The sequence below is a fragment of the Mycolicibacterium sp. MU0050 genome (assembly GCF_963378085.1).
In the GTDB taxonomy this organism is placed as follows: domain Bacteria; phylum Actinomycetota; class Actinomycetes; order Mycobacteriales; family Mycobacteriaceae; genus Mycobacterium; species Mycobacterium wendilense.
Genome location: NZ_OY726395.1, coordinates 2,903,693 through 2,926,260 on the forward strand (window position 1 = coordinate 2,903,693; position 22,568 = coordinate 2,926,260).

The following is a 22,568-nucleotide window of genomic DNA, read 5'->3' on the forward strand; positions in this document are numbered from 1 at the left end:
TTGGCGGTCTGATCAGTTTCGACCGTCGACACGGACCTCTGAGTCCATTTCCCGCACCGAATTGCATTGCAGCCACGACAGCGTCAATTGCGCCGCTCGTCCAGCGAAATTTCGAGTTCAGTGCGCCCCGCCCGATACCTCTGCATCGCCGGCCCGGTGTCGATACGGACACGCAGCATCCGCCTATAGCCACGCCTCCACAACTTCGCCAGCACCAGGGACTTGCCGGCGTACGGGTTGCGGTCGCCGACGTCGGCCAGCGAGCCCTCGAGCAGTGCCCGCACATATTCCTGCCGCTTGGTCACCCACCCAGAATGCGGGCACGCGGTCCGGATCCGCGGATCCCACGCCGACGGCCGCCCATGCGACCCGAAGGCCAGTCAGTCCACGTGTCGCTCGAACCACTCCAGCATCCGGCGCCAGGCGTCTTCAGCGGCGGCGGCGTCATAGCGGTCCGGGTTGGTGTCGTTGAAGAAGGCGTGATCGGCGCCGGGTTCGGTGACGATCTCGTAGACCAGCCCCGCCTGCCCCAGCGCGGCGCGGGCCGCCGGCTTCGTGGCGTTGACGCGTTGGTCGCGTTCACCGTAAAAGGCCAGCACCGCAACATCTTTCGACCCGGAGAAATCCGGCTTCTCCGGTGTCGGGCCGTAGAACGGAACCGCAGCGGCCAGTTGCGGAACACCGGCATCGAGCAAGCGCCACACGAATCCGCCGCCCATGCAGAAGCCGACCGCTGCGACCTTCCGCTCCGGAACCCGTCGCTGCAGTTCGGCAATACCTGATTCGAGGTCGGCCAGCGCGTCTTCCGGCGGGATCTTTCCCAACGCGGCGGTGGCCTCGGCCGGGTCGGCGAACCTCGCGGTTCCACCGTCGCCCGAGAGCAGATCGATGGCCAGCGCCGAATAACCGACACCGGCGAGGCGCCCCGCCACCGAGCGGGTCCAGTCGTTGAGGCCCTTGTTCTCGTGGATCACCAGCACCCCACCGCGAGCGTTCGGCGCCTCGGCCCAGGCGCCCTGCAACTCCCCGCGCGGCCCGGCCCAGGTGATCGGTGCGGTGGGCAGCGGGTCCGCGGCTCCGGGCGGCGGTCCGGCGTCGGTGGGGCTACTCGCGACGGTTCCGGTGTCCGCGGGCCGGTCCCGCCCACACGCGGCGATCAGCGCGGCGGCCGATGCTGCGCCGACACCGAGCAGGGCCAGCCGCCTAAACGCTTCCCGCCGGGACAGCAGCCCGTCGACGTGATCGGTCGCGATTTCCTCGGCGATGTAGCGCTGCAGCGGGGTCACCCTCCGAAGTATGCGCGCGCCTGCGACTCCTCGTGACCGATCTGACCGGGAACGAATCGCAGGCGCGGATCGTTATCACCCACAAGTGCAACCACTTCCACCCAACGTTAGGAAACCGGCTGAGTTGTCTGTGCCGCTGAGCATCCTCGACCTGGTCGCGATCCCGGAGGGCTCCACCGCCCGCGACGCGATCGCCGCCTCCATGGAATCGGCCCGGGTGGCCGATCGGCTCGGTTATCGCCGGCTCTGGTTCGCCGAGCACCACAACACGCCGAACCTGGCCGCCAGCGCCACCGCGCTGCTGATCTCGCAGGCCGCCTCGGTGACCGAGCGGATCCGCGTCGGCTCCGGCGGGGTGATGCTCCCCAACCACGCGCCGCTGACGGTGGCCGAAAACTACGGCACCCTGGCCAACATCCACGGCGATCGGATCGACCTGGGTCTGGGCCGCGCGCCGGGCACCGACATGATGACCGCCCAGGCGCTCAGCCGCTCCTCGGCCGAACCCCAGGCCTTCGCGCAGAGCATCTACGACCTTCAGGGCTGGTTCAGCGCCGAGGGCAGGGCCCACAGCTCCCCCATCGTCTCCGCGGTCTCGGCCGGCACCGAGGTGCCCATCTGGGTGCTGGGGTCCACGGTCAACGGCGCCGCCATCGCCGCCCAGCTGGGGCTGCCGTTCTCGGTGGCCTCGCACTTCGCCCCCGACCAGCTCGACGCCGCCATCCGCACCTACCGCGAGATGTTCTCCACCGAGGCGCCGACCGCCCAGATCGACGAGCCCTACGTGATGGCCGGTATCAACGTGCTGGTCGCTGACACCGACGAGGAAGCCCAGCACCAGTTCACCGTGCTCGAGCAGATGTTCCTCGACATCCAGACCAATCGGCGCCGCAAGATCCAGCCCCCAGTGGACCCGGCGACCCTGGCCGCCCAGGGCGGCGGCAACCAGCCGATGCTGCGGATCAAGGCCGTCGGCGCTCCCGACACCGTCAAGACACAGTTGGAGGAGTTCGTCGAACGCACCGGCGCCGACGAGCTCATCACCGTCACCTACGCCTATGACCCCGCCGTCCGGGACCGCTCGCTGGAACTGCTCGCCAAGACCTGGTTCTGAGCCGGCGCCGCCCGGCGTCGCGTCGCGCCCCACAACCCCACGCCGATCCCGACGACGGCGCCGCCGAGTCCTCGCACCTGCTGCCCGCGCTTGAGGTCGCCGTGCACACTCCAGCCGCCCAACAGGTCGGCGGTGTCGGCGCCACCGGAGGCCAGGAACCAGCCGCGAGTGTCGCGGCCCCGCAGCGCCGACCCCATCAACAGCCCACCGATGAGCGCATCCCGGTAACCCATGGACCGCAGCAGCAGCCGCGCCGACGGTCCCGGGTCCTCGGACTCACCCCACAGGCGGTTCGCCCGGAGCGGGTCGGCCAGAAAAGACACTCCCGAGGCCAGCCGCAGGGCACCCACGGCAAGGGCAGCGCGGTCTATCGCCATGGCCGGCAGCCTAGGCAGACCGCGGGTGCCCTGTGCGTCGTTTGAAGCGAACTCAGAACGGCAACAGAACCCTCACGAACCGGGAGAGAAAATCGCTGGAAACTATGGCATAGGTAACAGTTCTGCAACTACAGCAAACTTTCTGTGACCAAAACCTACACTCCGAGCGCCCCGGGGAGTCGTGGACCACATCTCGCCGCACCGGCTTTGCAAACCGCGGTTCACCTGCTAATTTAATGGCGCTAACCAAAATCTACGGCGCCCGAAGATGCATTCAAACCGGCGCGAGGTTTGGTAATCTGCGTCACAAATCCGGCGAAAAGTAATCGGCGCCGCTAATTTTGCGGCGCCGGAAAACATGTTGTTAGCGTCCGGCCACATGTTTGCTTTAGCCACGTTGTTGACACTCGTCAATCAGGTGTCGGGCACCCCCTACATCCCCGGTGGGGATTCGCCCAACGGCACCGATTGCTCGGGGCTGGCATCCTGGGTAGCCAATGCCGCGACCGGTCGGCCCATCTACGGCGACCGGTTCCACACCGGGAACCAGGAGCGCGCCCTGCTCGCCCGTGGCTTCAAATACGGCACCGCACCCAACGCCTTGGTGATCGGATGGAACGGCGGCCACACCGCCGTAACCTTGCCGGACGGCACCCCGGTCTCCAGCGGTGAAGGCGGCGGCGTCAAGATCGGTGGCGGCGGCGCTTATCAGTCGCAGTTCACCAAGCACATGTACCTGCCGGCCGAGGAGATGGCCGGTGCCCAACCGGCTCCCGCCGACCCCATGCTTGCTCCCCCGCCCGCGCCGGTGATCCTCGAGGCGAGCACCATGATGCCGCCGCCTCCTCCGCCGCCCCCGCCGGCACCGCTGCCGCCGCCGGGACCCGAGATCATTCCGGCCAACGCCATGTTCCCGCCGCCGCCCCCACCGCCGCTGCCGCCGGCGGATCCGATGCTGCCCCCGCCGCCCTCGGCGCCGGTCGGCATCTAGGACTCGGCATCTAGGACGGGCCGCGACGCCGCTCCAACTCGGCCACCAACCGCTCGACAGACTCGGCCACCTCCGATGGCACCCGCGCCCCGTCGGTCGGATGCGGCAGGTGCATCGTCAGTTCCTCGGCGGGCTCCTCAGCCTGCGGGTCCGCCATCCTCGCGCGCGCCCGGCGCCGCCAGATGACAAACGCGAAACCGCCGATGCCGGCCAGCACCAACAGGCCGATGCTGGTCAGCGAAGCGCCGCCGCCGGGTTCCTCGGGCGGCGGGACGGGCTCGGGCGTCATGGTCGGCGCGGTCACGGTCGTGGTGGGTGCGGCCGGCGTCGGATGATCGCCACCGCCGAAGGCCAGCACCACCACCAGCAGGATCAGCAGCGTCGCCAGCACGGCCGCCCCGGTGATCATGATGATGGAGATCCAGCGCACCGGCGTGCGGCCCAGATAGTCGGTGGTCCGGTACGACAACGGGTTCACCACCGGTGCGGCCCCCTCGCCGGGCCGGGGCCGCGGCGCCGTGCCGATGACCGCCGAGCGCAATTTCTTCAGTTCGGTCTTCAGCGCCGCCTCCTGGCCGAGCCACACCGCGTCGTCCATGCGGTGCACCACCTCGGCCACCGCTGGCCAACGCTCCGGCGGCAGCGTCAGCCGCACCAGGGAGGTCAGCGCCACCGAGACTTCCTCGGTCAACGCGGCAGGGAGCTCGTCGGCCACACGCCGGATCATAGTCAGCACGCCGCCACGCATGCGTCAACGGACAGTTGACGATCGCGGTGCGTCAACTTACGGTTGACGCATGACCGCACCACGCCCCATCACTGCCGCCGTCAGCCTCGACACCCTCATCCAGGCCATTACGGCCGTGCATTCCGATGCCCTCGATCAGTTGACCGACGCCGTCCTCGCCGCCGAACATCTCGGCGAGGTGGCCGACCACCTCATCGGTCATTTCGTCGACCAGGCCCGGCGCTCGGGGGCCTCGTGGACCGACATCGGCAAGAGCATGGGCGTCACCAAGCAGGCCGCCCAGAAGCGTTTCGTTCCCAAGGCCGACACCATGGACCCCAACGAGGGTTTCAACCGCTTCACCCCCCGCGCCCGCAACGCCGTCGTCGCCGCCCAGAACGCCGCCCGTGCCGCCGGCCACGCCGAGATCACCCCCGAGCACCTGATCCTGGGCCTGCTCGAGGACCCGGCCAGTCTGGCGATGACACTCCTGCAGCGCCAGCGCGCCGATCTCGACGAATTGCGCGGCCTGGCGCCTGTCGGACCGGGTGACGCCGAGGGACCGGAGCTGATCCCGTTCAACAGCGCCGCCAAGAAGGCGCTGGAGTTGACCTTCCGCGAGGCGCTGCGACTCGGACACAACTACATCGGCACCGAACACATGCTGCTGGCGCTGCTCGAATGCGAGAACGACAGCCCCGAACCGGGCCCGCTACACCGGGTGGGGATCGACAAGGAGGTCTTCGAGGCCGATCTCGTGGCGGCCCTGGCCGCTCTGGCGAGCCCCGAGTCCTGACGCTGCGGTTGACAGACAACGCGCGTTCGACGCCGGCCGGTATGCCATCATTCGTGGATGCGCCGTTGGTTCATCGCCGTCCTGGCAACGTTGTCCGCCGCCGTGCTCGGCGGCGTGTCCGCACCGCTGTTGCCGACGGCGACCGCGGCCGACATCCCCATCGGACGCCTGGGCGAGACCTTGCGGGTGCAAAGCGGTGACCTGGTCGCGGACATCACCGTCGTCAACATCGTGCCCTCGGAGATTCCGCCGGGCTTCGGCTACCCGCCGCGCCCGCCCCGGCACCAGGTGTGGAAGGCCGAGGTGGTGGTGCAGGCCGTGCGCGTGCCCAACCCGTACGCGATGGCCACGTCCTTCGTCTTCAACGGCGTCACCCCCACCGGCGACGCCTACCAACCCCGCAACAGCGACGGGCCCGAGGCGCTGAAGAACACCCTGAGCAACGCGCCGCAGGGGTCCACCGTCGCGGGCTTCGTTTACTGGGACTGCTACCGGGACCTGGTCTCCAATGTGGTGATCACCGACAAGCCCACCGGTATTCGCTTGGCGCAGTGGAACGTTTGAGTTGAGTCTTCGGGTTGTCGCTGTCACCGGTGCGCCCGAGGAACTGACCGAACTCGCCGACGTCGCCGCTCGGACATTTCCGCTGGCCTGCCCGCCCGGTTCCAGCGCGGCCGACATCGCGGCGTTCATCGAAAGCCAGTTGTCCGCCGAGCGCTTCGCGGCCTACGTCGCCGACCCCGACCGCGCGGTCTTGGTCGCCCGCACCGACGACGGCCCAATCCTGGGCTACACCATGCTGATTCGCGGCGTGCCCGACGACCCCGACGTGCAGCGGGCGGTCACCGACCGGCCCGCGGTGGAACTCTCGAAGATGTACGTGCTGCCCGAGGCGCACGGAACCGGGGTGGCGGCGGCGTTGATGACCGCCGCCGTCGAGCACGCGGGCCGGCTCGGGGCGCGCAGCGTCTGGCTCGGGGTCAACCAGCTAAACCAACGGGCGCAACGCCATTACGCCAAGCACGGGTTCGCCATCGCCGGGACCAAGACCTTCATGCTGGGTGCACGGCTGGAGAACGACTACGTGATGGTGCGGCCGGGCGGCCGTGACGGTCGCTATTCCAGCTCCATGCCCGCGGCGGTCAGCGCCAGCAGGCGCGACGTCGCGCGCAGATACTTCTTGCGGTAGCCGCCGGCCAGCATCTCCTCGCTGAAGATGGTGTCCAGCTTCGCCCCGGAGGCCACCACCGGAATGCCCGCGTCGTAGAGCCGGTCGGTCAGCGACACCAGCCGCAGCGCCACGTTCTGATCGTCGAGGGGGTGCACGCCGGTCAGGTACACGGCCTTGATCCCTTCGATCAGCGTCAGGTACCGCGACGGGTGCATGGTCGCCAAGTGGGCACATAGCGCGTCGAACTCGTCGAGCGTCGCGCCGTCGACCCGCGCCGCCCGCTCGGCCACCTGCTCGTCGGTCAGCGGTTCCGGCGCCGGCGGCAGCCCGCGGTGGCGGTAGTCGGGTCCCTCGATGCGCACCGTCGTGAAGATCTGCGACAACGTGTTGATCTCACGCAGGAAGTCCTGCGCCGCGAAACGGCCCTCACCGAGCTGCTCGGGGAGGGTGTTGGACGTCGCCGCGATCGACACGCCACGCTCCACCAGCTGCGAGAGCATCCGCGACACCAGCGTGGTGTTGCCTGGGTCGTCGAGCTCGAACTCGTCGATGCACACCACCACGTACTCCGAGAGCAGCTCGATGCATTCGGTGAAGCCGAAGACGCCGGCCAACTGCGTGAGCTCACCGAACGTCGCGAACGCCGCCTTGGCGCCGTCGTCACCGAAGTCCGAGGCGGCCAGTGTGAAGTACGTCGAGGCCAGCAGGTGCGTCTTGCCAACCCCGAAGCCGCCGTCGAGGTAAATGCCCACCCCGGGCAGCACCTCGCGCTTGCCGAACAGCTTCTTCTTGCCGGCGCGCCGGGTCAGCGCCTGCTCACAGAAGTGCCCGCACGCCACCACGGCGGCGGCCTGAGACGGCTCGGCGGGATCGGGCCGGTAACTGCCGAAGCTGACGTCGACAAACGTCGGCGGCGGAACCAGTTGAGCAATCAACCGCTCCGGCGACACCGTCGGATGCCGATCCACGAGTTGAGGGGCGACCATGGCCAGAACTGTAGCGACGTGCTGCAATCGTCCTCATGGCCGAACCCGTCGCTGGGACACAGCTCACACTGCTGGGCGGCGCCGAAACCGTCGACGAACAACGGCTGAGCGCCCTGTACGCCTACCCCGACGCGCCGACCCGCTGCTGGGTCCGGTCCAACTTCATCGCCAGCATCGACGGCGGCGCCAGCACCGACGGGAAGTCCGGCGCGCTCGGCGGCCCGGGCGATCGCGCGTTGTTCGCCCTGATGCGCGAACTGGCCGACGTCGTGGTCGTCGGGGCCGGCACGGTCCGCGTGGAGAACTACGGCGGGGCCAAGATGTCAGCCGGCGCCCGTCAGGCCCGGCAGGCCCGCGGGCAGGCCGAGATCCCGCAGATCGCCATCGTGACCCGCTCCGGTGACCTCGACCGAGACATGCGGGTGTTCACCGACACCGAGGTCGCGCCGCTGGTGCTCACCGCGGCCGTCACCTACGAGGCCACCCACGCGCGCCTCGGCGACGCCGCCGAGGTCATCGCCTGCTCGGCCGAAGACGCAGCCGCCGTGGATATCTCGACCCTGCTGACGTTTTTGGCCGGCCGCGGCCTGCGCCGGGTGCTCACCGAGGGCGGTCCCCGGCTGCACGACAGCTTCATCGACGCCGGCCTGCTCGACGAGCTCTGCCTGTCGCTGGCGCCGACCCTGCTCGGCGGTCAGGCGCCCCGCATCGCCGCCGGGCCGGGCAGCGCGCACACGCCCATGCGCCGCACCCATCTGCTCGCCGACGACGCCGGGTACCTCTACGCCCGCTACGTGCGCGACACCTGAGCGTCCCGGGCCCGCGACGGCGCTCGCTACGCTTGGCGACATGATCCGGCAGGCACCCCTCGCGCTGATCGTTGTCGCGGTGAGCGCGCTCGTCGCGGGCTGCGCACCGCTGATCGGCACCGATCCCCGCTACGCCACCGAGCGCGATCGCCACGTCAGCGACACCGACGCCACCACCGACGAACCCGCCGGCCCCGCGCCGATCGTCGCTCCGCAGACCGACCTGGCCTGGCAGGAGTGCACCACGCAGGTGTTCGAGGACGCCGGGCTGTCCGCGCCGGCCGGGGTGCGGTTGGACTGCGCCACCTACGACGCCGACCTCGACCCGATCGCCGGCGCCAGCGGAACGCTGAACATCGGGGTGGTGCGCGCCCGATCCCCGAAGACTCCGGCCGACGCCGGCCCGGTGGTGTTCACCACCGGCACCGACCTGCCGTCGTCACGGCAGCTGCCCAACTGGCTGACCCGCGCCGGCGCCGACATCCTGGAGACCAACCCGATCGTCGCGGTCGACCGCCGCGGGATGGGCCGCTCCAGCGCGGTGGAGTGCCGCGACCTGTTCGACCGCCAGGAGATGCGGGATCAGACGCAGTTCGAACCCGGCGACGACCCGGTGGCCAAGCTGGGCGCGATCACCATGACCGCCACCACCAACTGCACCGACATCATCGCGCCGGGCGACTCGGCCTACGACAACGCCCACGCCGCCGAGGATCTCGAGCGCCTCCGCAGCCTGTGGGACGTCCCGGCGCTGGCGCTGGTCGGGATCGGCAACGGCGCGCAGGTCGCGCTCGCCTACGCCGGTTCCCATCCCGACAAGCTCGCGCGCCTGATCCTCGACTCCCCCCTGCCCCTGGGCATCAGCTCGGAGGCCGCCGCCGACCAGCGGGTCAAGGGCCAGCAGGCCGCCCTCGACGCCTTCGCGGCGCAGTGCGCGGCGGCCAACTGCGCGCTCGGCCCGGATCCCAAGGCCGCCGTGACCGCCCTGCTCGACGCCGCCCGCAACGGGCGTGGGCCGGGTGGTTCCTCGGTCGCGGCCCTGACCACCGGGATCGTCACGGCGCTGGGCTTCCCCGAGGGCGACCGCGTCGCGGCGACCAACGCGCTGGCCGAGACCCTGGCCGCGGCCCGCGCCGGGGACGTCGGACCCGTGCTGGAGCTGATCAACCGCGGCGAGGCGCTGCGACAGAGCGACGGGCAGTTCATCAACCGCTGCAGCGACGCGCTGAACCGGCCCACCCCCAACCGGGTGCGCGAACTCGTGGTCGCCTGGCCCAAGGTCTACCCGCAGTTCGGCGCCGTGGGCGCGCTGGATCTGGTCAAGTGCCTCAACTGGCCCAGCGGCAAGGCGCCGAAGGATCCCGAAAACCTCGGGATCGACGTCCTGCTGCTCGGCGTCCAGAACGACCCGATCGTCGGCTCCGACGGGGTGGCGGCCACGGCGGCCACGCTCATCAACGCCGGCGCCACCAGCAAACGAGTGATGTGGCAGGGCATCGGCCACGGCGCCAGCATCTACTCCTCCTGCGCCATGCCGGTTCTGCTCGGCTATCTCGAGAGCGGTGAGGCGCCGGCCACGGACACGTACTGCCCCGCCTGATACCTCCCAGCTGGGCGTCGGTGTAGGTTGCGGTGCGTGACGGCACCTGATTCGACCCATCAAGGCCTGCGCAACACCCTGCTCGCGGCCTTCCGCCCGCGCACCGCTGCGCCGAGCACCGCGACCGTACTGCGCTCGATCCTGTGGCCGATCGCCATCATGTCGATCTTCCACCGCAGTTACGTGTTGGCCACCAACGGCTACATCACCGACGATTTCGGGCCGGTGTACACCGCGGTGATCAACTTCAAGCTGGGTCTTCCGGTCTACAACGGCAACTTCGACTTCGTCGATCCGCACTACCTGTATCCGCCCGGCGGCACGCTGCTGCTCGCCCCGTTCGGCTACCTTCCCGTCGACGCGTCCCGCAACTGGTTCATCGCGCTGAGTACGGTGGCCATCGTGGCGTCGGCCTTCCTGCTGCTGCGCCTGTTCAGGTTGCCGGCGACCTCGGTGGCCGCCCCAGCGTTGCTGGCGGCCATGTTCGTCACCGAATCGGTCACCAGCACCCTGGTGTTCACCAACATCAACGGGTTCATCCTGCTGGCCGAGGTGTTGTTCTTCCTCTGGCTGCTCGACGGCCGCCGGAGCCGGGAATGGTTGTCGGGCATCGCGATCGGGCTGACCCTGGTGGTCAAGCCGTCGCTGGCGCCGCTGCTGCTGCTGCCCGTGCTCAATCGGCAGTGGCGGCCGTTGGTCGGCGCGTTCGGGGTGCCGCTGGTGTTCAACGCCGCGGCCTGGCCGCTGGTCGCCGACCCGATGGACTTCATCAACCGCACGGTGCCCTACATCCTGGGCACCCGCGACTACTTCAACTCCTCCATCCTGGGCAACGGCATATACTACGGCCTGCCGACCTGGCTGATCCTGACCCTGCGAATCGTGTTCCTGCTGTTGGCAATCGGCAGCCTCTACCTGCTGTACCGGCACTACCGCACCCGCGATCCGCTGTTCTGGGCGCTGACGTCGTCCGGGGTGTTGCTCACCGCGTCGTTCCTGGTGCTGTCCCTGGGGCAGGCCTACTACTCGATGATGCTGTTCCCGTTCCTGATGACGGTGGTGCTGCGCAACTCGGTGCTGCGCAACTGGCCGGCCTGGCTGGCGATCTACGGCTTTTTGACCATGGACCGCTATCTGCTGTGGCACTGGCCGACCACGGGCCGCTTCCTGGAGTACATGAAGATCACCTACGGCTGGTCGTTGCTGCTGGTCGTGGTGTTCTGCGTGCTGTACTTCCGCTTCCTCGACGCCAAGGCCGACGGCCGCCTTGAGCAGGGCATTGATCCGCCGTGGATGACGCCGGAGCGGCCGCGCGCTAGCGTGGACGCATGACGAGCCGTCAGCCCACGGATCTTCCCCGCCCGAAGGTCGCCCTCACCGACGACGAGTGGCGCCAGAAACTGACCCCCGAGGAGTTCGCGGTGCTGCGCCGGGCCGGCACCGAACGCCCCGGGGTCGGTGAGTACGTCGACACCCACACCGAAGGCATCTACAACTGCCGCGGCTGCGGAGCCGAATTGTTCCGCAGCACAGAGAAATTCGATTCGCACTGCGGCTGGCCGTCGTTCTTCGACCCGTCGAATTCCGACGCGGTGATCCTGCGCCCCGACGATTCACACGGGATGCGCCGGGTCGAGGTGCTGTGCTCGAGCTGCCACAGCCACCTCGGCCACGTGTTCTCCGGCGAGGGGTACCCGACCCCGACCGACCAGCGCTACTGCATCAACTCGATCTCGCTGACGCTGGTGCCCAAGGAGGGCTGAGCCCCCGGGGCTCAGGGCAGCGCGTTGATGAGCTGTTCGGCGCTGACCCGCGGACCGGTGTAGAACGGCGTCTCCTCGCGGACATGCCGCCGCGCGTCGGTGTAACGCAGCTTCCACATCAATTCGACGATGCGGGCCAGGTCGGGGCCCTCGAACGCCAGCACCCACTCGTAGTCACCGAGCGCGAAGGCCGGCACGGTGTTGGCCCGCACGTCGGGATACTCGCGGCCCTCCATGCCGTGCTCGACGAGCATCTTGCGGCGCTCGTCGTCGGGCAGCAGGTACCACTCCAGGGACCGCACGAACGGGTAGACGCAGACGTAGTCGCCCGGGTCCTCCCCCGCCACGAACGCCGGGACGTGGCTCTTGTTGAACTCGGCGGGACGGTGCAGCGCGACCACGCTCCAGATCGGATCGCTGGCCCGGCCCAGGGTGGTGCGCCGGAAATCCCGGTAGGTGGCCTGCAGCGACTCGACCCGCTCCGCGTGCGTCCAGATCATGAAGTCCGCGTCGGCGCGGAACCCGGCCACGTCGTAGAGACCCCGCACGACGACGCCGCGGTCCTCCTGCTGTTTGAGGAAGGTCGTGGTCTCCTCGATGACGGCGGAGCGATCCGGCTCCAACGCCTCCGCCTGGGCGGCGAACACCGAGATCATCATGTATCTCGTCATCGAATTGAGCGCGTCGTAATCCAGCTTGGCCATGGCTCCATGGTGCCACTGGGCCTAGCGCGACACCCAGCGGGCCACCTCGGTGGCCGCGCGGGTGGCCGCGGCCACACAGGCCGGCACGCCGATGCCGTCGAGGTAGTTGCCCGCGACCGCGATCCCGGTCGGCAAGCCCGCGCGGATCTCGGCGGTGATCTCCCCGTGGCCGGGCCCGTACTGCGGCATCGCGTCCAGCCAACGCTGCACGCGGACATCGACGGGGTCCACGGCGATGTCGAAGACGGTGCCCAGGTCGGCCAGCGACCACGCCAGCAACTCGTCGTCTGAGGTGCTGCGCGCGATCGTGTCGCCGTGCCGGCCGAACGACAGCCGCAGCAGCTCCGCGTTGCCGCCGCGACCCCACTTGCGGCTCGACAACGTCAGCGCCTTGGCGTGCAGCCGCTCCCCGGTGGCCACCAGCACGCCGGACCGTTTCGGCAGCGGGGTGCCGCCCGGCACCGCCAACGCCACCACCGCCGAGGACGCTGTGGTCACCCGGGCCGCCGCCGCGGCGCTGCGCGGGGCGGTCGCGGCCAGCAACGGCGCGAAGCGCGGCGCCGGCAAGGCCATGATCACGGCGTCGGACCGGTGGTGGGCGCCCTCGTCGTCGCGCACGGTCCAGCCCCGGCCATCCGGCAGCACCTCGTCGACCGTCGTCTGGACCCACCGCAGACCGCTCTGTTCGACGAGCGCGCGCAGCAGCACCTCGTAGCCCCCCTCGATCGCGCCGAACACCGGCGCGCCGGTGGCCGGCGGCAGCGCCGCGCGCACCGCGTCGGTCAGGCTCGGCGCGCCGCGGTCCAGGGCCGCGGTGACCGTGGGTACCGCCGCGCGCATGCCGATGGTGGCCGCCGAACCGGCGTACACCCCGGCCAGCATCGGGTCGACGGCGCGAGCCACGACCTGGCTGCCGAACCGGTCCCCGACGATCTCGGCGACCGACGGGTCACCGCCGCGCATCCAGCGCAACGGCCGCTGCGGTTCGGCGGTCATCCGGTCCAGCACGTCGGCGTCGACGAGCCCGGTCATCGACGCCGCCGAACTCGGGATGCCGTTGACGGTGTCGGCGGGCAACCCATGCAGGCGCGCCCCGCAATACAGCAACGGACGGACCCCGGTGGTGCCGATCTGGCTTGCCGCCAAACCCAATTCGGCGAGCAGTTCGGGTACCTCGGGCCGGCGCACCACGAATGCCTCCGCCCCGACATCCAGCGGTTGCCCGGCGATCCGTTCGGTGCGCAGGATTCCGCCGAGCCGGTCGGCGGGATCGAAGACCGTGATGACGGCGTCCGGGCCCACCAGGCGCCGCAATCGGTAGGCGGCGACCAGCCCGGAGATGCCGCCGCCGACGATGCTGATCGCCGTGGTCACGGGTGACTCACAAGGAATGCACCAGGGCCACCAGGTCGGTGAGCACCCCCGGGTCGGTGGTGGGCAGCACCCCGTGGCCGAGGTTGAACACGTGGCCGACGGCGCCGGCGGCGATCGCGGCGCGGCCGTCGGCGACCACCTCGCGGGCCCGCCGCTCGACGGCATCCCAACCGGCCATCAACACCGCTGGATCCAGGTTGCCCTGCAGCGCGCGACCGGGGCCCACCCGGCCGGCGGCGTCGGCCAGCGAGGTCCGCCAGTCCACGCCGACCATCCGGCTCGGGCCCGGGCCCAGCGCTTCCGACATCGCGCCCAGCAGTTCGGCCGTGCCGATGCCGAAGTGCGTCATCGGCACGCCCGCGTCGGCCAGCCGGGCGAACACCTGCGTGCTGTAGGGCAGGACGTGCGCGCGGTAGTCGGCCAGCGACAGCGCCCCCGCCCAGGAGTCGAACATCTGCAGCGCGTCCACGCCGGCCTCGACCTGCAACCGGAGGAACTCCACGGTCACCTCGGTCAAGGCGGACATCAGCGCGGCCCAGGCCTGCGGGTCGCCGAGCATCATCGCCTTGGTGTGCTCGTGGTTGCGGCTCGGACCACCCTCGATCAGGTAGGACGCCAGCGTGAACGGGGCCCCGGCGAACCCGATCAACGGGACCTCGCCGAGATCGCGGACCAGGTTCTTGATGGCGTCGGTCACCGGCGCGACCTGGTGGCCCTCCAGCGGCTTGACGGCCGAGACGTCGGCCAGCGTGCGGATCGGGCTGGCGATCACCGGGCCGACGTCGGGCACGATATCCAGGTCGATGCCCGCGGCGCGCAGCGGCACCACGATGTCGGAGAACAGGATGGCCGCGTCGACGCGGTGGCGCCGGACCGGCTGCAGGGTGATCTCGGTGACCAGGTCCGCGTTGAAGCAGGAATCCAGCATCTTGTGCGCAGCGCGCAGTTCGCGGTACTCCGGCAACGATCGGCCCGCCTGCCGCATGAACCAAACCGGCAGGTGGCTGGGGGTCCGGCCGCTGACGGCGGCCAGATACGGCGAGTTGGGTAGTTCACGACGGTTGTTCATCGGCCTCAATGCTGCCATCGGCGACAGAACCGACCAAAACCTCGCGGTGCTCGTCGGCGTCGCGACGGCGCGCCTGCACCCGCAGCAGGCCCAACAGGGCTACCGTAAATCGTCGTGACGTCCGGCGACCCGGCAGAGTTCCGTGCAGCGGTGGCGGCGATGAGCGATGTCGCCGTCCGCCCGGAGATCGAACTCGGCCCCATCCGCCCGCCGCAGCGGCTGGCCCCCTACAGCTATGCCGTCGGGGCGGAGGTCAAGCAGCCCGAGCCCGCGGTGGTGCCCGAGCAGTCCGAGGGCGACGCGTTCGGCCGGCTGATCCTGCTGCACGACCCCGACGGCTCCGAGGCCTGGTCGGGCACCATGCGCCTGGTCGCCTACATCCAGGCGGACCTCGATTCCAGCGAGGCCGTGGACCCGCTGCTGCCCGAGGTGGCGTGGAGCTGGCTGGTCGACGCGCTGGAATCGCGTTCCGAGCACGTCACCGCGCTCGGCGGCACCGTCACCTCCACGACGTCGGTCCGCTACGGCGACATCTCCGGCCCGCCGCGCGCCCACCAGCTGGAGCTGCGGGCGTCGTGGACGGCGCTCACCCCGGATCTCGGCACCCACGTGCAGGCGTTCTGCGAGGTACTCGAGCACGCCGCGGGCCTGCCGCCGGCGGGGGTCATCGACCTGGGGTCACGGTCGCGCGCCTGAGATGAGTGAACCCGAACCGACGGAGCCGGCCGACGAGCCGGCCGAGAACGCTGCCCCCGAACCCGTCCCCCTGACCGCCCCGGCCGAGGGCGTGCCACCGCTGTCGGTGTATGCCAACGAGATCGCCGAGGCGGCCGAGTTCCTGGCCAGCGGGCACGGCCCCTTCGCCGTGGACGCCGAGCGGGCCTCCGGCTTCCGCTACTCCAACCGCGCCTACCTTATCCAGATCCGCCGCGCCGGCGCCGGCACGGTGCTCATCGACCCGGTCAGCCACGGCCGCGACCCGTTGGCGACGCTGCGACCGGTTGCCAGCGTGCTCGACGAGGACGAGTGGATCCTGCACGCCGCCGACCAGGATCTGCCCTGCCTGGCCGAGCTCGGCATCCGGCCGCCGGCGCTGTACGACACCGAACTGGCCGGCCGGCTCGCCGGGTTCGACAAGGTCAACCTGGCCACCATGGTCGAGCGGCTGCTGGGGCTCGGGCTGGCCAAAGGCCACGGGGCGGCCGACTGGTCCAAGCGGCCGCTGCCCGAGCCGTGGCTCAACTATGCCGCCCTGGACGTCGAGGTGCTGCTCGAGCTGCGCGCCGCCATCGCCGCCGAACTCGAGGCCCAAGGCAAGTCTGGTTGGGCCGCACAGGAATTCGAGCATCTGCGGACCTATGAGGCGGCACCCACCCGCCGCGACCGGTGGCGGCGCACCTCGGGGATCCACAAGGTGCGCACGCCGCGCGCGTTGGCCGAGGTCCGCGAGCTGTGGCAGGTCCGCGACCAGATCGCGCGGCGCCGCGACATCGCGCCGGGCCGGGTGCTGCCCGACTCGGCCATCGTCGAAGCCGCCCTGGCGGACCCGAAGACCGTCGACGAACTGGTCGCCCTGCCGGTGTTCGGCGGGCCCAAGCAGCGCCGCAGCGCGCGGATCTGGCTCGAGGCAGTGGAAGCCGGCCGCACCAACCCGGACCCGCCGCAGCGCTCCGAACCGCAGAACGGGCCGCCGCCGGCGGTGCGGTGGAGCAAGCGCAAGCCGGAGGCGGCGGCCCGACTCGAGGCCGCGCGTGCCGGATTGGCGGCGCTGTCCGAGCAGGTCAACGTGCCCGCCGAGAACCTGGTGTCCCCCGACCTGGTGCGCCGGCTGTGCTGGGACTGGGCGGCCACCGACGAACCGGCCGGGGCTGTCGAGGAATTCCTGCGGGCCGGTGGGGCCCGGCGCTGGCAGCGCGAACTGGTGGTGCCGGTGCTGGCCGCGGCGTTGACCGCGCCCGCGCCGAGCGCCGATTAGTCGGCGAACACGGCCCGCAGCCACGGCGTCGAATCGGCCATCGAGGCCAGCACCGCGCTGCTGTGGTCGTCGTCCGGATACACCTCGAGGGTGACGTCCTGGCCGCTGGCGACCAGCGCATCGTTGAATTTCAACGTCAACTCCGGCGGCACGTCCCGGTCCCGCAGCCCGACCCCGAGGAAGATGGGCCGGTCGAATCCGTCGTGCGGGGTTCCCATGTAGCGCTGCACGAACGCGTCGAACCCGGGAATCGAGGCCACCGGCGCGGTGAAGAAACCGGGCAGCGTCATCGCCGACAACGCGTCGGCGAGGTCGTGGGTGCACATCGTCTCGGCCTGGTCGGCGGCCGCGCGCCCGGCGGGGGTCAACACCGCGTCCAGGTCGAGCGTGGGGTTGGCCTCGCGCAGCGCCGCGACGATGTAGGCGGTGTAGGCGTTGGCGACCGGCGCGAGGTCGGGCACCTGCATGTCCGGCCCGGCGCGCTGGACCAGCGACACCACGTTGGCGGGGGTGCCGGTGGCGACCACCCCGCGGTAATCCAGGCCGGAGCCCGCGCTGAACTCGGTGGCCCAGCGGGCCGTGTCGATCGCCGCACCGCCGCCCTGCGACTGGCCGACGACCGCCCAGCGCGGCGACAACGGCACATCGAGGTCGTGGGCAGCCAGGACGGAGTCGACGATGCCGTGCGCGGTGGTGACGCCGTTGAGATAGCTCATCAGGCCGGGAGTGCCCAGCCCGGCGTAGTCCGCCCCGACCACCACGTAGCCCTGGTCGAGCCAGTGGGTCAGATACTCGTCGTCGCGGACGCTGCGCGGGCGCGCCGACGGCGTGCAATCGTCACCGAGCCCGACCGTCCCGTGCGCCCACGCGATGACCGGCCAACCGCCTTGCGGGGCAACGCCTCTCGGCACGAAGACGGCCGCGGTCCCGACGGCGGGCCGATTGTGCTGGTCGGTGGTCGAGTACAAAATCCGGTAGGCCGCGCCCGCACCGGTCACCGAGAGGGCGGGGTCCAGCGGCACCGCGCGGATGAGCGTCCCGGGGGCCGGGATCGGGCCGTCGTAGTGCCGGGCATCCAGACCGGACCAGTTCGGGACCGTGGCCCCCGCGGCGACCGGGGCCGCCACCAGCGCCGTCGCACACAGCGCCACCGCGACGAGGACTCGAGAAAGGACCGTTCCGAAGATCTTGGACCGGCCGAGCACGGTCCGCCTGTCAGTCGAGATGTTCGCTCACTTCCGATTCGGTGACCGAACTGCCTTGTGCGGCAATCCAGCCGGTGATACGTCGCGCAATATTCTGATCGGTCAGGCCGATCTCGTCGAACACCTGCCCGCGGGAGGCGTGCGCCAGGAACTCCTGCGGCACACCGACATCGCGGCAAGGCACGTCGATCTCGTTGCTCCGCAACGCGGCCGACACGGCCGATCCGACCCCGCCGGCAACGCCGTTGTCCTCCAACGTGACCACGAGCTTGTGCTCGCGCGCCAAGCGGCCGAGGGCCGCCGGCACCGGCAGCACCCAGCGCGGGTCCACGACGGTGACGCCGATGCCCTGGGTCAGCAGGCGCTGCGCGGCGGCCAGCGCCATCGTGGCCATCGGACCCACCGCGACCAGCAGCACGTCGGAGGCCAGGCCCTCGGCGGGCTCGGCCAGCACGTCGATGCCGTCGACCCGCCGCAGCGCGGGAATGTCGGCGCCCACATCACCTTTCGGGAACCGCAGCGCGGTGGGCCCGTCCTTGACGGCCAGCGCCTCGCGCAGCTCTTCGCGCAGCGTGGCGGCGTCGCGCGGCGCGGCGACCCGCATGCCCGGGACCACCCCCAGGATCGACAGGTCCCACATGCCGTTGTGGCTGGCGCCGTCGGGCCCGGTGACCCCGGCCCGGTCGAGCACCATGGTCACCGGCAGCTTGTGCAGCGCGACGTCCATCATCACCTGGTCGAAGGCGCGGTTGAGGAACGTCGAATAGATGGCCACCACGGGATGCATCCCGCCCATGGCCAACCCGGCCGCCGAGGTCATCGCGTGCTGTTCGGCGATGCCCACGTCGAACAGCCGGTCCGGGTACTGCTGCCCGAAGGCTGCCAGGCCGGTCGGCCCCGGCATCGCCGCGGTGATCGCCACGATGTCGCGGCGCTTGCGGGCGACCCTGATCAGCTCATCGGAGAACGTGGCCGTCCAGCCGGGGGCGGACTCCGAGGTGGCCACCCCGGTCACCGGGTCGATGACGCCGCAGGCGTGCATCTGCTCGGCCTCGTCGGCCTCCGCGGGCCCGAACCCCATGCCCTTGCGGGTGACGACGTGCACGATCACCGGCGCGTTGAACGCCCGGGCGTGCCGCAGGGCCGCCTCGACCGCGTGCTCGTCGTGACCGTCGATGGGGCCGACGTACTTCAGGCCGAGGTCGGTGAACATGGCCTGCGGCTGCAGCGCGTCCTTGAGCCCGACCTTGACGCTGTGCATGCACTGGTAGCAGATCTCGCCGATGACCGGCATCCCGCGCACCGCGGCGCGGCCCTTCTCCAGCAGCTTCTCGTAGCCCGGCTGCAGCCGTAGCGCCGCCAGATGGTCGGCCAGGCCGCCGATGGTCGGTGCATAGCTGCGGCCGTTGTCGTTGACCACGACCACCACCGGCCGCTTGGCTGCGGCGATGTTGTTCAGCGCCTCCCAGCACATGCCACCGGTCAGGGCGCCGTCGCCGACCACGGCGACCACGTGCCGGTTGCGGTGCCCGCTGAGTTCGAAGGCCTTGGCCAGGCCGTCGGCGTAGGACAGCGCGGCGGACGCGTGGCTGGACTCGACCCAGTCGTGGTCGCTCTCCTCGCGGCTCGGATAGCCCGACAGGCCGTCCTTCTTGCGCAGCGAGTCGAAATCGGGGCACCGCCCGGTGAGCATCTTGTGGACATAGGCCTGATGGCCGGTGTCGAAGATGATCGGGTCGTAGGGCGAGTCGAAGACGCGGTGCAACGCCAACGTCAACTCGACGACGCCGAGGTTAGGGCCCAGATGTCCACCGGTGGCAGCAACCTTGTGGATCAGGAAATCACGGATTTCGTGAGCCAAGTCACTCAGTTGTGACTGCGAAAGGTGCTGCAGATCAGCGGGACCGCGGATCTGTTGAAGCATCCCGTCAGTCTACGCAGAACGCCGGAATTGCTCGCGACGAGATCCACGCGTCGGCGTGGCAGCCGCGGTCCGTGGGTACCCGTCCCTACTCGAAACCGGCATCGCTGTCGTACGCTGATCAGCAGCATATTCACAGCGAAGACACAGGAAATTACCGGGACGGAGGCCGATCGTGGGCGTGAGCCTCCCCCCAACCGACCCAAAGCTGATCTATCTGGTGGCCCCCGCCGGCAACCCGAACTACGGCGACGAATTCATCCTGCGGGCCTGGCTGCGGTACCTGGCCCGGGTCCGGCCCGACACCGAGGTGGTGGTCGACTGCCACACCCCGGGGCAGGCCGCCGTGCTGCTCAAGCGCTGGCACCCCCGCGTCACCTTCGTCGACACCGTCTGGCGGATCTGCTTCGAAACCGCCGAGCAGCCCGCCGAACAGGTGGTCGATCTGGCCGCCGACGTGCTGGACAACCCCGGCCGGCTGCCCCGGATCGCCTCCGGCGTCGAGCTGCTCGCCCGCGCCGACACCGTCCACCTGGTGGGCGGCGGCTACCTCAACACCGTGTGGTCGCACCACCTGTCGCTGCTGGCCACCGCGTCCGCAGCCGTCCAGCAGTTCGGCCTGCGCGCCGTGGCCACCGGCCAGGGGCTGCTGCCGATCGGCGACGACGGGCGCCGCGCCTGGTTGCAGAAACTCGGCTCGCAGTTCGCGCTGTTCGACGTGCGCGACCGACCGTCGCACGACGCGCTCGCCGACACCGCCTGTCAGGTCACCCACACCGGTGACGACGCCTGGCTCGGCGCCACCGAGGACTGCGTCTACGACGAATCCTCCCCGGCCGCCGCCCGCGACTTCGTGTTCTGCCTGCAGTCGGACCTGATGGACGACTTCGACGGCGGCCGCGGGATCGACGGCCTGGTCGAGGCGACGAGCCGGCTGGTGCAGCGCTGGCAGCTGCGCGGACCCGACGTGGCCTTCGTCGAGGCGCTGCCGGGCGCCGACCGGCAGGTCTACGACCGGGTGGCCGACCAGTTACCCGGGGCGCTGTTCGTGCCGTTCACCGAGCTCTGGAACCGCGGCGTGCCCGCCCGCGCCGGACAGACCTGGGTCAGCACCCGCTTCCACCTGCATCTGCTCGCCGCGGCGGCCGGCGCCGGCGGGGTCGCATTGGCTGGGCGCACCGACTACTACCCGATCAAGCACCAGTCCCTGCTGGCCGCCGGATCACGCTGGCAGCTCGGCGACCCCGGCGCGCTGCCCGAGCACCCGCCGACCGCCGGCGGGTTCCCCGCCGACGCCGTGGCGCGGCTGAGCGCCGGCAAGCTCGCGCTGGCCGCCCAGCTCTACCCGCCGGCGCCCACCCGGATCCACCGCGCGGCCAAGGCGATTCGCGGCCTCAGCCGGCGGTAGGTCCGTCACCGGGCCGCTGGTACACGTCGGGCACGCCGTCGCGGTCCTCGTCGAGCGTCTCCGCCGCGCGGATGCGCCGGTAGGCCGCGTTGCGGCTGAGCAACACCGCGGCGGCCAGCAGTGCGGAGAACAGGCTGCCGCACAGCACCCCGAGCTTGGCCTGATCGCCGTATGCGGTGCCGTAGCCGAAGGCCAACTCGCCGATCAGCAGCGACACCGTGAACCCGATGCCGGCCAGCATCGAGACCCCCAGGACGTCCCGCCAGGCCAACTCGTCGTCGAGCCGGGCGCGGGTGAACCGCGCCAGCAGGTAGGTGGTGCCGAGCACCCCGATCGGTTTTCCGAGCACCAGGCCGGCCAGCACCCCCAGCAGCACCGGTTGGCTCAGCGCCTCCCCCACTCCGACATCGCGGATCGACACACCCGCAGCGAAGAAGGCGAACACCGGGATGGCGAAGCCCGCCGAGACCGGCCGGGCCAGATGCTCGAGCCGCTCGGTCCCGGCGTACTTGCCCAGCACCGGCACCGTGAAGCCCAGCGCCACGCCGGCGATGGTGGCGTGGATGCCGCTGGCGTGCAGCAGCGCCCAGGTGACGGCGCCGAGCGGCAACAATATCCAGAGCTGCCCCACGCCGCGCCGGACCGCCAACGCATAGAGCCCGGCGGGGATCAAAGTCAGCCCCAGCGGCAGGAGTTCGAGCTGCTCGGTGTAGAACGCCGCGATCACCAGGATCGCCAACAGGTCGTCGACGACGGCCAGGGTCAGCAGGAAGGTGCGCAACGCCATCGGCAGGTGGCTGCCCAGCACCGCGAGCACCGCGACCGCGAACGCGATGTCGGTGGCGGTGGGCACGGCCCAGCCCCGCAGCGTGTCCGTCGAGCCCGCGGCCAGTTGGACACCGCAGAAGATCAGCGCCGGGACCGCCATCCCGCCCACCGCGGCCACGATGGGCAGGACCGCGCGCGCCGGGCTGCGCAGATCGCCCGCGACGAACTCGCGCTTGAGCTCCAGGCCCACCACGAAGAAGAACACCGCGAGCAACCCGTCGGCTGCCCAGGTCGCCAGGGACAGGTTCAGGTGCAGCGACTCCGGACCTACCTGCACCGCCGAGAGGCTGAAGTAGGACTCCGACCACGGCGAGTTCGCCCAGATCAGCGCCGCCGCGGCGGCCACGAACAGGATGAGCCCGCCGACCGTCTCCCGGCGCAACACGTCCGCGATGCGGGCGGCCTCCGGCCAGGACCCGCGGGTGAGCAGCCGCTTATTGGATTGTTCGGACACCTCAAGACCC

The 22,568-nt window shown here is 70.4% G+C and carries 23 protein-coding genes; 12 read left to right on the plus strand and 11 right to left on the minus strand.

The window, feature by feature from the left end; all coding sequences use genetic code 11:
- Positions 1-83: 83 nt before the first annotated feature.
- Together R2K23_RS13630 and R2K23_RS13635 are read right to left on the minus strand one after the other, a co-directional pair.
- A complete protein-coding gene (locus R2K23_RS13630; RefSeq protein WP_316510133.1) occupies positions 84-305 on the minus strand; it encodes a ribosome modulation factor in 222 nt (73 codons plus the stop codon).
- Positions 306-380: 75 nt separating this feature from the next.
- Positions 381-1,286 (minus strand): dienelactone hydrolase family protein, encoded by a 906-nt coding sequence (locus R2K23_RS13635; RefSeq protein ID WP_316510135.1) that lies wholly within the window; start codon positions 1,284-1,286, stop codon positions 381-383.
- 124 nt (positions 1,287-1,410) lie between these two features.
- On the opposite strand from R2K23_RS13635, the gene R2K23_RS13640 reads away from it, so the two are divergent.
- Entirely contained in the window at positions 1,411-2,400 is a 990-nt protein-coding gene (locus tag R2K23_RS13640; RefSeq protein WP_316510136.1) for an LLM class flavin-dependent oxidoreductase, read from the plus strand.
- Here R2K23_RS13640 and R2K23_RS13645 read toward each other — a convergent pair.
- Positions 2,343-2,777, minus strand: coding sequence for a DUF4267 domain-containing protein (locus tag R2K23_RS13645; protein WP_316510137.1), 435 nt, complete (start codon positions 2,775-2,777; stop codon positions 2,343-2,345). The two genes, R2K23_RS13640 and R2K23_RS13645, sit on opposite strands and share 58 nt — an antisense overlap.
- A gap of 379 nt (positions 2,778-3,156) precedes the next feature.
- Here R2K23_RS13645 and R2K23_RS13650 point away from each other — a divergent pair, with 379 nt between their 5' ends.
- A complete protein-coding gene (locus R2K23_RS13650) occupies positions 3,157-3,768 on the plus strand; it encodes a peptidoglycan endopeptidase (protein WP_316510138.1) in 612 nt (203 codons plus the stop codon).
- 10 nt (positions 3,769-3,778) lie between these two features.
- Here R2K23_RS13650 and R2K23_RS13655 read toward each other — a convergent pair whose 3' ends face one another.
- Positions 3,779-4,483, minus strand: coding sequence for a hypothetical protein (locus tag R2K23_RS13655; RefSeq protein WP_316510139.1), 705 nt, complete (start codon positions 4,481-4,483; stop codon positions 3,779-3,781).
- An 82-nt stretch (positions 4,484-4,565) separates the two neighbouring features.
- On the opposite strand from R2K23_RS13655, the gene R2K23_RS13660 reads away from it, so the two are divergent.
- From R2K23_RS13660 to R2K23_RS13670, 3 genes are read left to right on the plus strand one after another with little or no spacing between them, the layout of a single operon-like run.
- Positions 4,566-5,291: a Clp protease N-terminal domain-containing protein gene (locus R2K23_RS13660; RefSeq protein WP_316510140.1), complete on the plus strand. Its 726-nt coding sequence runs from the start codon at positions 4,566-4,568 to the stop codon at positions 5,289-5,291.
- 57 nt (positions 5,292-5,348) lie between these two features.
- Positions 5,349-5,855, plus strand: a complete 507-nt coding sequence (locus tag R2K23_RS13665) for a DUF1942 domain-containing protein (RefSeq protein ID WP_316510141.1) — start codon at positions 5,349-5,351, stop codon at positions 5,853-5,855.
- Position 5,856: 1 nt separating this feature from the next.
- Positions 5,857-6,480, plus strand: coding sequence for a GNAT family N-acetyltransferase (locus R2K23_RS13670; protein WP_316510142.1), 624 nt, complete (start codon positions 5,857-5,859; stop codon positions 6,478-6,480).
- Here R2K23_RS13670 and zapE read toward each other — a convergent pair.
- A complete protein-coding gene (gene zapE / locus R2K23_RS13675) occupies positions 6,408-7,448 on the minus strand; it encodes a cell division protein ZapE (protein WP_316510143.1) in 1,041 nt (346 codons plus the stop codon). The genes R2K23_RS13670 and zapE overlap by 73 nt on opposite strands.
- Positions 7,449-7,483: 35 nt before the next feature.
- Here zapE and R2K23_RS13680 point away from each other — a divergent pair, with 35 nt between their 5' ends.
- From R2K23_RS13680 to msrB, 4 genes are read left to right on the plus strand one after another with little or no spacing between them, the layout of a single operon-like run.
- Complete coding sequence (locus tag R2K23_RS13680) at positions 7,484-8,257, plus strand: pyrimidine reductase family protein (protein WP_316510144.1); 774 nt, start codon at positions 7,484-7,486, stop codon at positions 8,255-8,257.
- Positions 8,258-8,297: 40 nt separating this feature from the next.
- Complete coding sequence (locus R2K23_RS13685) at positions 8,298-9,857, plus strand: alpha/beta hydrolase (protein WP_316510145.1); 1,560 nt, start codon at positions 8,298-8,300, stop codon at positions 9,855-9,857.
- A gap of 27 nt (positions 9,858-9,884) precedes the next feature.
- Complete coding sequence (gene aftC / locus R2K23_RS13690; RefSeq protein WP_396891979.1) at positions 9,885-11,189, plus strand: arabinofuranan 3-O-arabinosyltransferase; 1,305 nt, start codon at positions 9,885-9,887, stop codon at positions 11,187-11,189.
- Entirely contained in the window at positions 11,186-11,620 is a 435-nt protein-coding gene (msrB, locus tag R2K23_RS13695) for a peptide-methionine (R)-S-oxide reductase MsrB (protein WP_316510147.1), read from the plus strand. The genes aftC and msrB overlap by 4 nt, the downstream gene beginning before the upstream one ends.
- Positions 11,621-11,631: 11 nt before the next feature.
- Here the strand turns inward: msrB and hemQ are convergent, their stop codons facing one another.
- Genes hemQ through hemE form a run of 3 tightly spaced genes read right to left on the minus strand, consistent with a single transcriptional unit; the run spans position 11,632 to position 14,767 of the window.
- A complete protein-coding gene (hemQ, locus tag R2K23_RS13700) occupies positions 11,632-12,324 on the minus strand; it encodes a hydrogen peroxide-dependent heme synthase (protein ID WP_316510148.1) in 693 nt (230 codons plus the stop codon).
- 21 nt (positions 12,325-12,345) lie between these two features.
- Positions 12,346-13,698 carry a protoporphyrinogen oxidase gene (locus tag R2K23_RS13705; protein ID WP_316510149.1) on the minus strand — a complete coding sequence of 451 codons (1,353 nt, stop codon included), beginning with the start codon at positions 13,696-13,698 and terminating at the stop codon, positions 12,346-12,348.
- Between the two features lie 7 nt (positions 13,699-13,705).
- A complete protein-coding gene (gene hemE / locus R2K23_RS13710; protein ID WP_316510150.1) occupies positions 13,706-14,767 on the minus strand; it encodes a uroporphyrinogen decarboxylase in 1,062 nt (353 codons plus the stop codon).
- Between the two features lie 159 nt (positions 14,768-14,926).
- On the opposite strand from hemE, the gene R2K23_RS13715 reads away from it, so the two are divergent.
- The gene (locus tag R2K23_RS13715) at positions 14,927-15,463 is read left to right on the plus strand and encodes a DUF3000 domain-containing protein (protein ID WP_316517265.1); all 537 of its coding nucleotides are present in this window, start codon (positions 14,927-14,929) and stop codon (positions 15,461-15,463) included.
- Position 15,464: 1 nt separating this feature from the next.
- Complete coding sequence (locus tag R2K23_RS13720; protein ID WP_316510151.1) at positions 15,465-16,742, plus strand: ribonuclease D; 1,278 nt, start codon at positions 15,465-15,467, stop codon at positions 16,740-16,742.
- Here R2K23_RS13720 and R2K23_RS13725 read toward each other — a convergent pair.
- Positions 16,739-17,929: an alpha/beta hydrolase family protein gene (locus tag R2K23_RS13725; protein WP_416223218.1), complete on the minus strand. Its 1,191-nt coding sequence runs from the start codon at positions 17,927-17,929 to the stop codon at positions 16,739-16,741. The two genes, R2K23_RS13720 and R2K23_RS13725, sit on opposite strands and share 4 nt — an antisense overlap.
- Positions 17,930-17,957: 28 nt before the next feature.
- On the minus strand, positions 17,958-19,871 hold the full coding sequence (gene dxs, locus R2K23_RS13730) for a 1-deoxy-D-xylulose-5-phosphate synthase (RefSeq protein ID WP_316510153.1): 1,914 nt from the start codon (positions 19,869-19,871) through the stop codon (positions 17,958-17,960).
- A 178-nt stretch (positions 19,872-20,049) separates the two neighbouring features.
- Here dxs and R2K23_RS13735 point away from each other — a divergent pair, with 178 nt between their 5' ends.
- Positions 20,050-21,276, plus strand: a complete 1,227-nt coding sequence (locus R2K23_RS13735; RefSeq protein WP_316510154.1) for a polysaccharide pyruvyl transferase family protein — start codon at positions 20,050-20,052, stop codon at positions 21,274-21,276.
- Here the strand turns inward: R2K23_RS13735 and nhaA are convergent.
- The gene (gene nhaA, locus R2K23_RS13740) at positions 21,263-22,558 is read right to left on the minus strand and encodes a Na+/H+ antiporter NhaA (protein WP_316510155.1); all 1,296 of its coding nucleotides are present in this window, start codon (positions 22,556-22,558) and stop codon (positions 21,263-21,265) included. The two genes, R2K23_RS13735 and nhaA, sit on opposite strands and share 14 nt — an antisense overlap.
- Positions 22,559-22,568 lie beyond the last annotated feature (10 nt).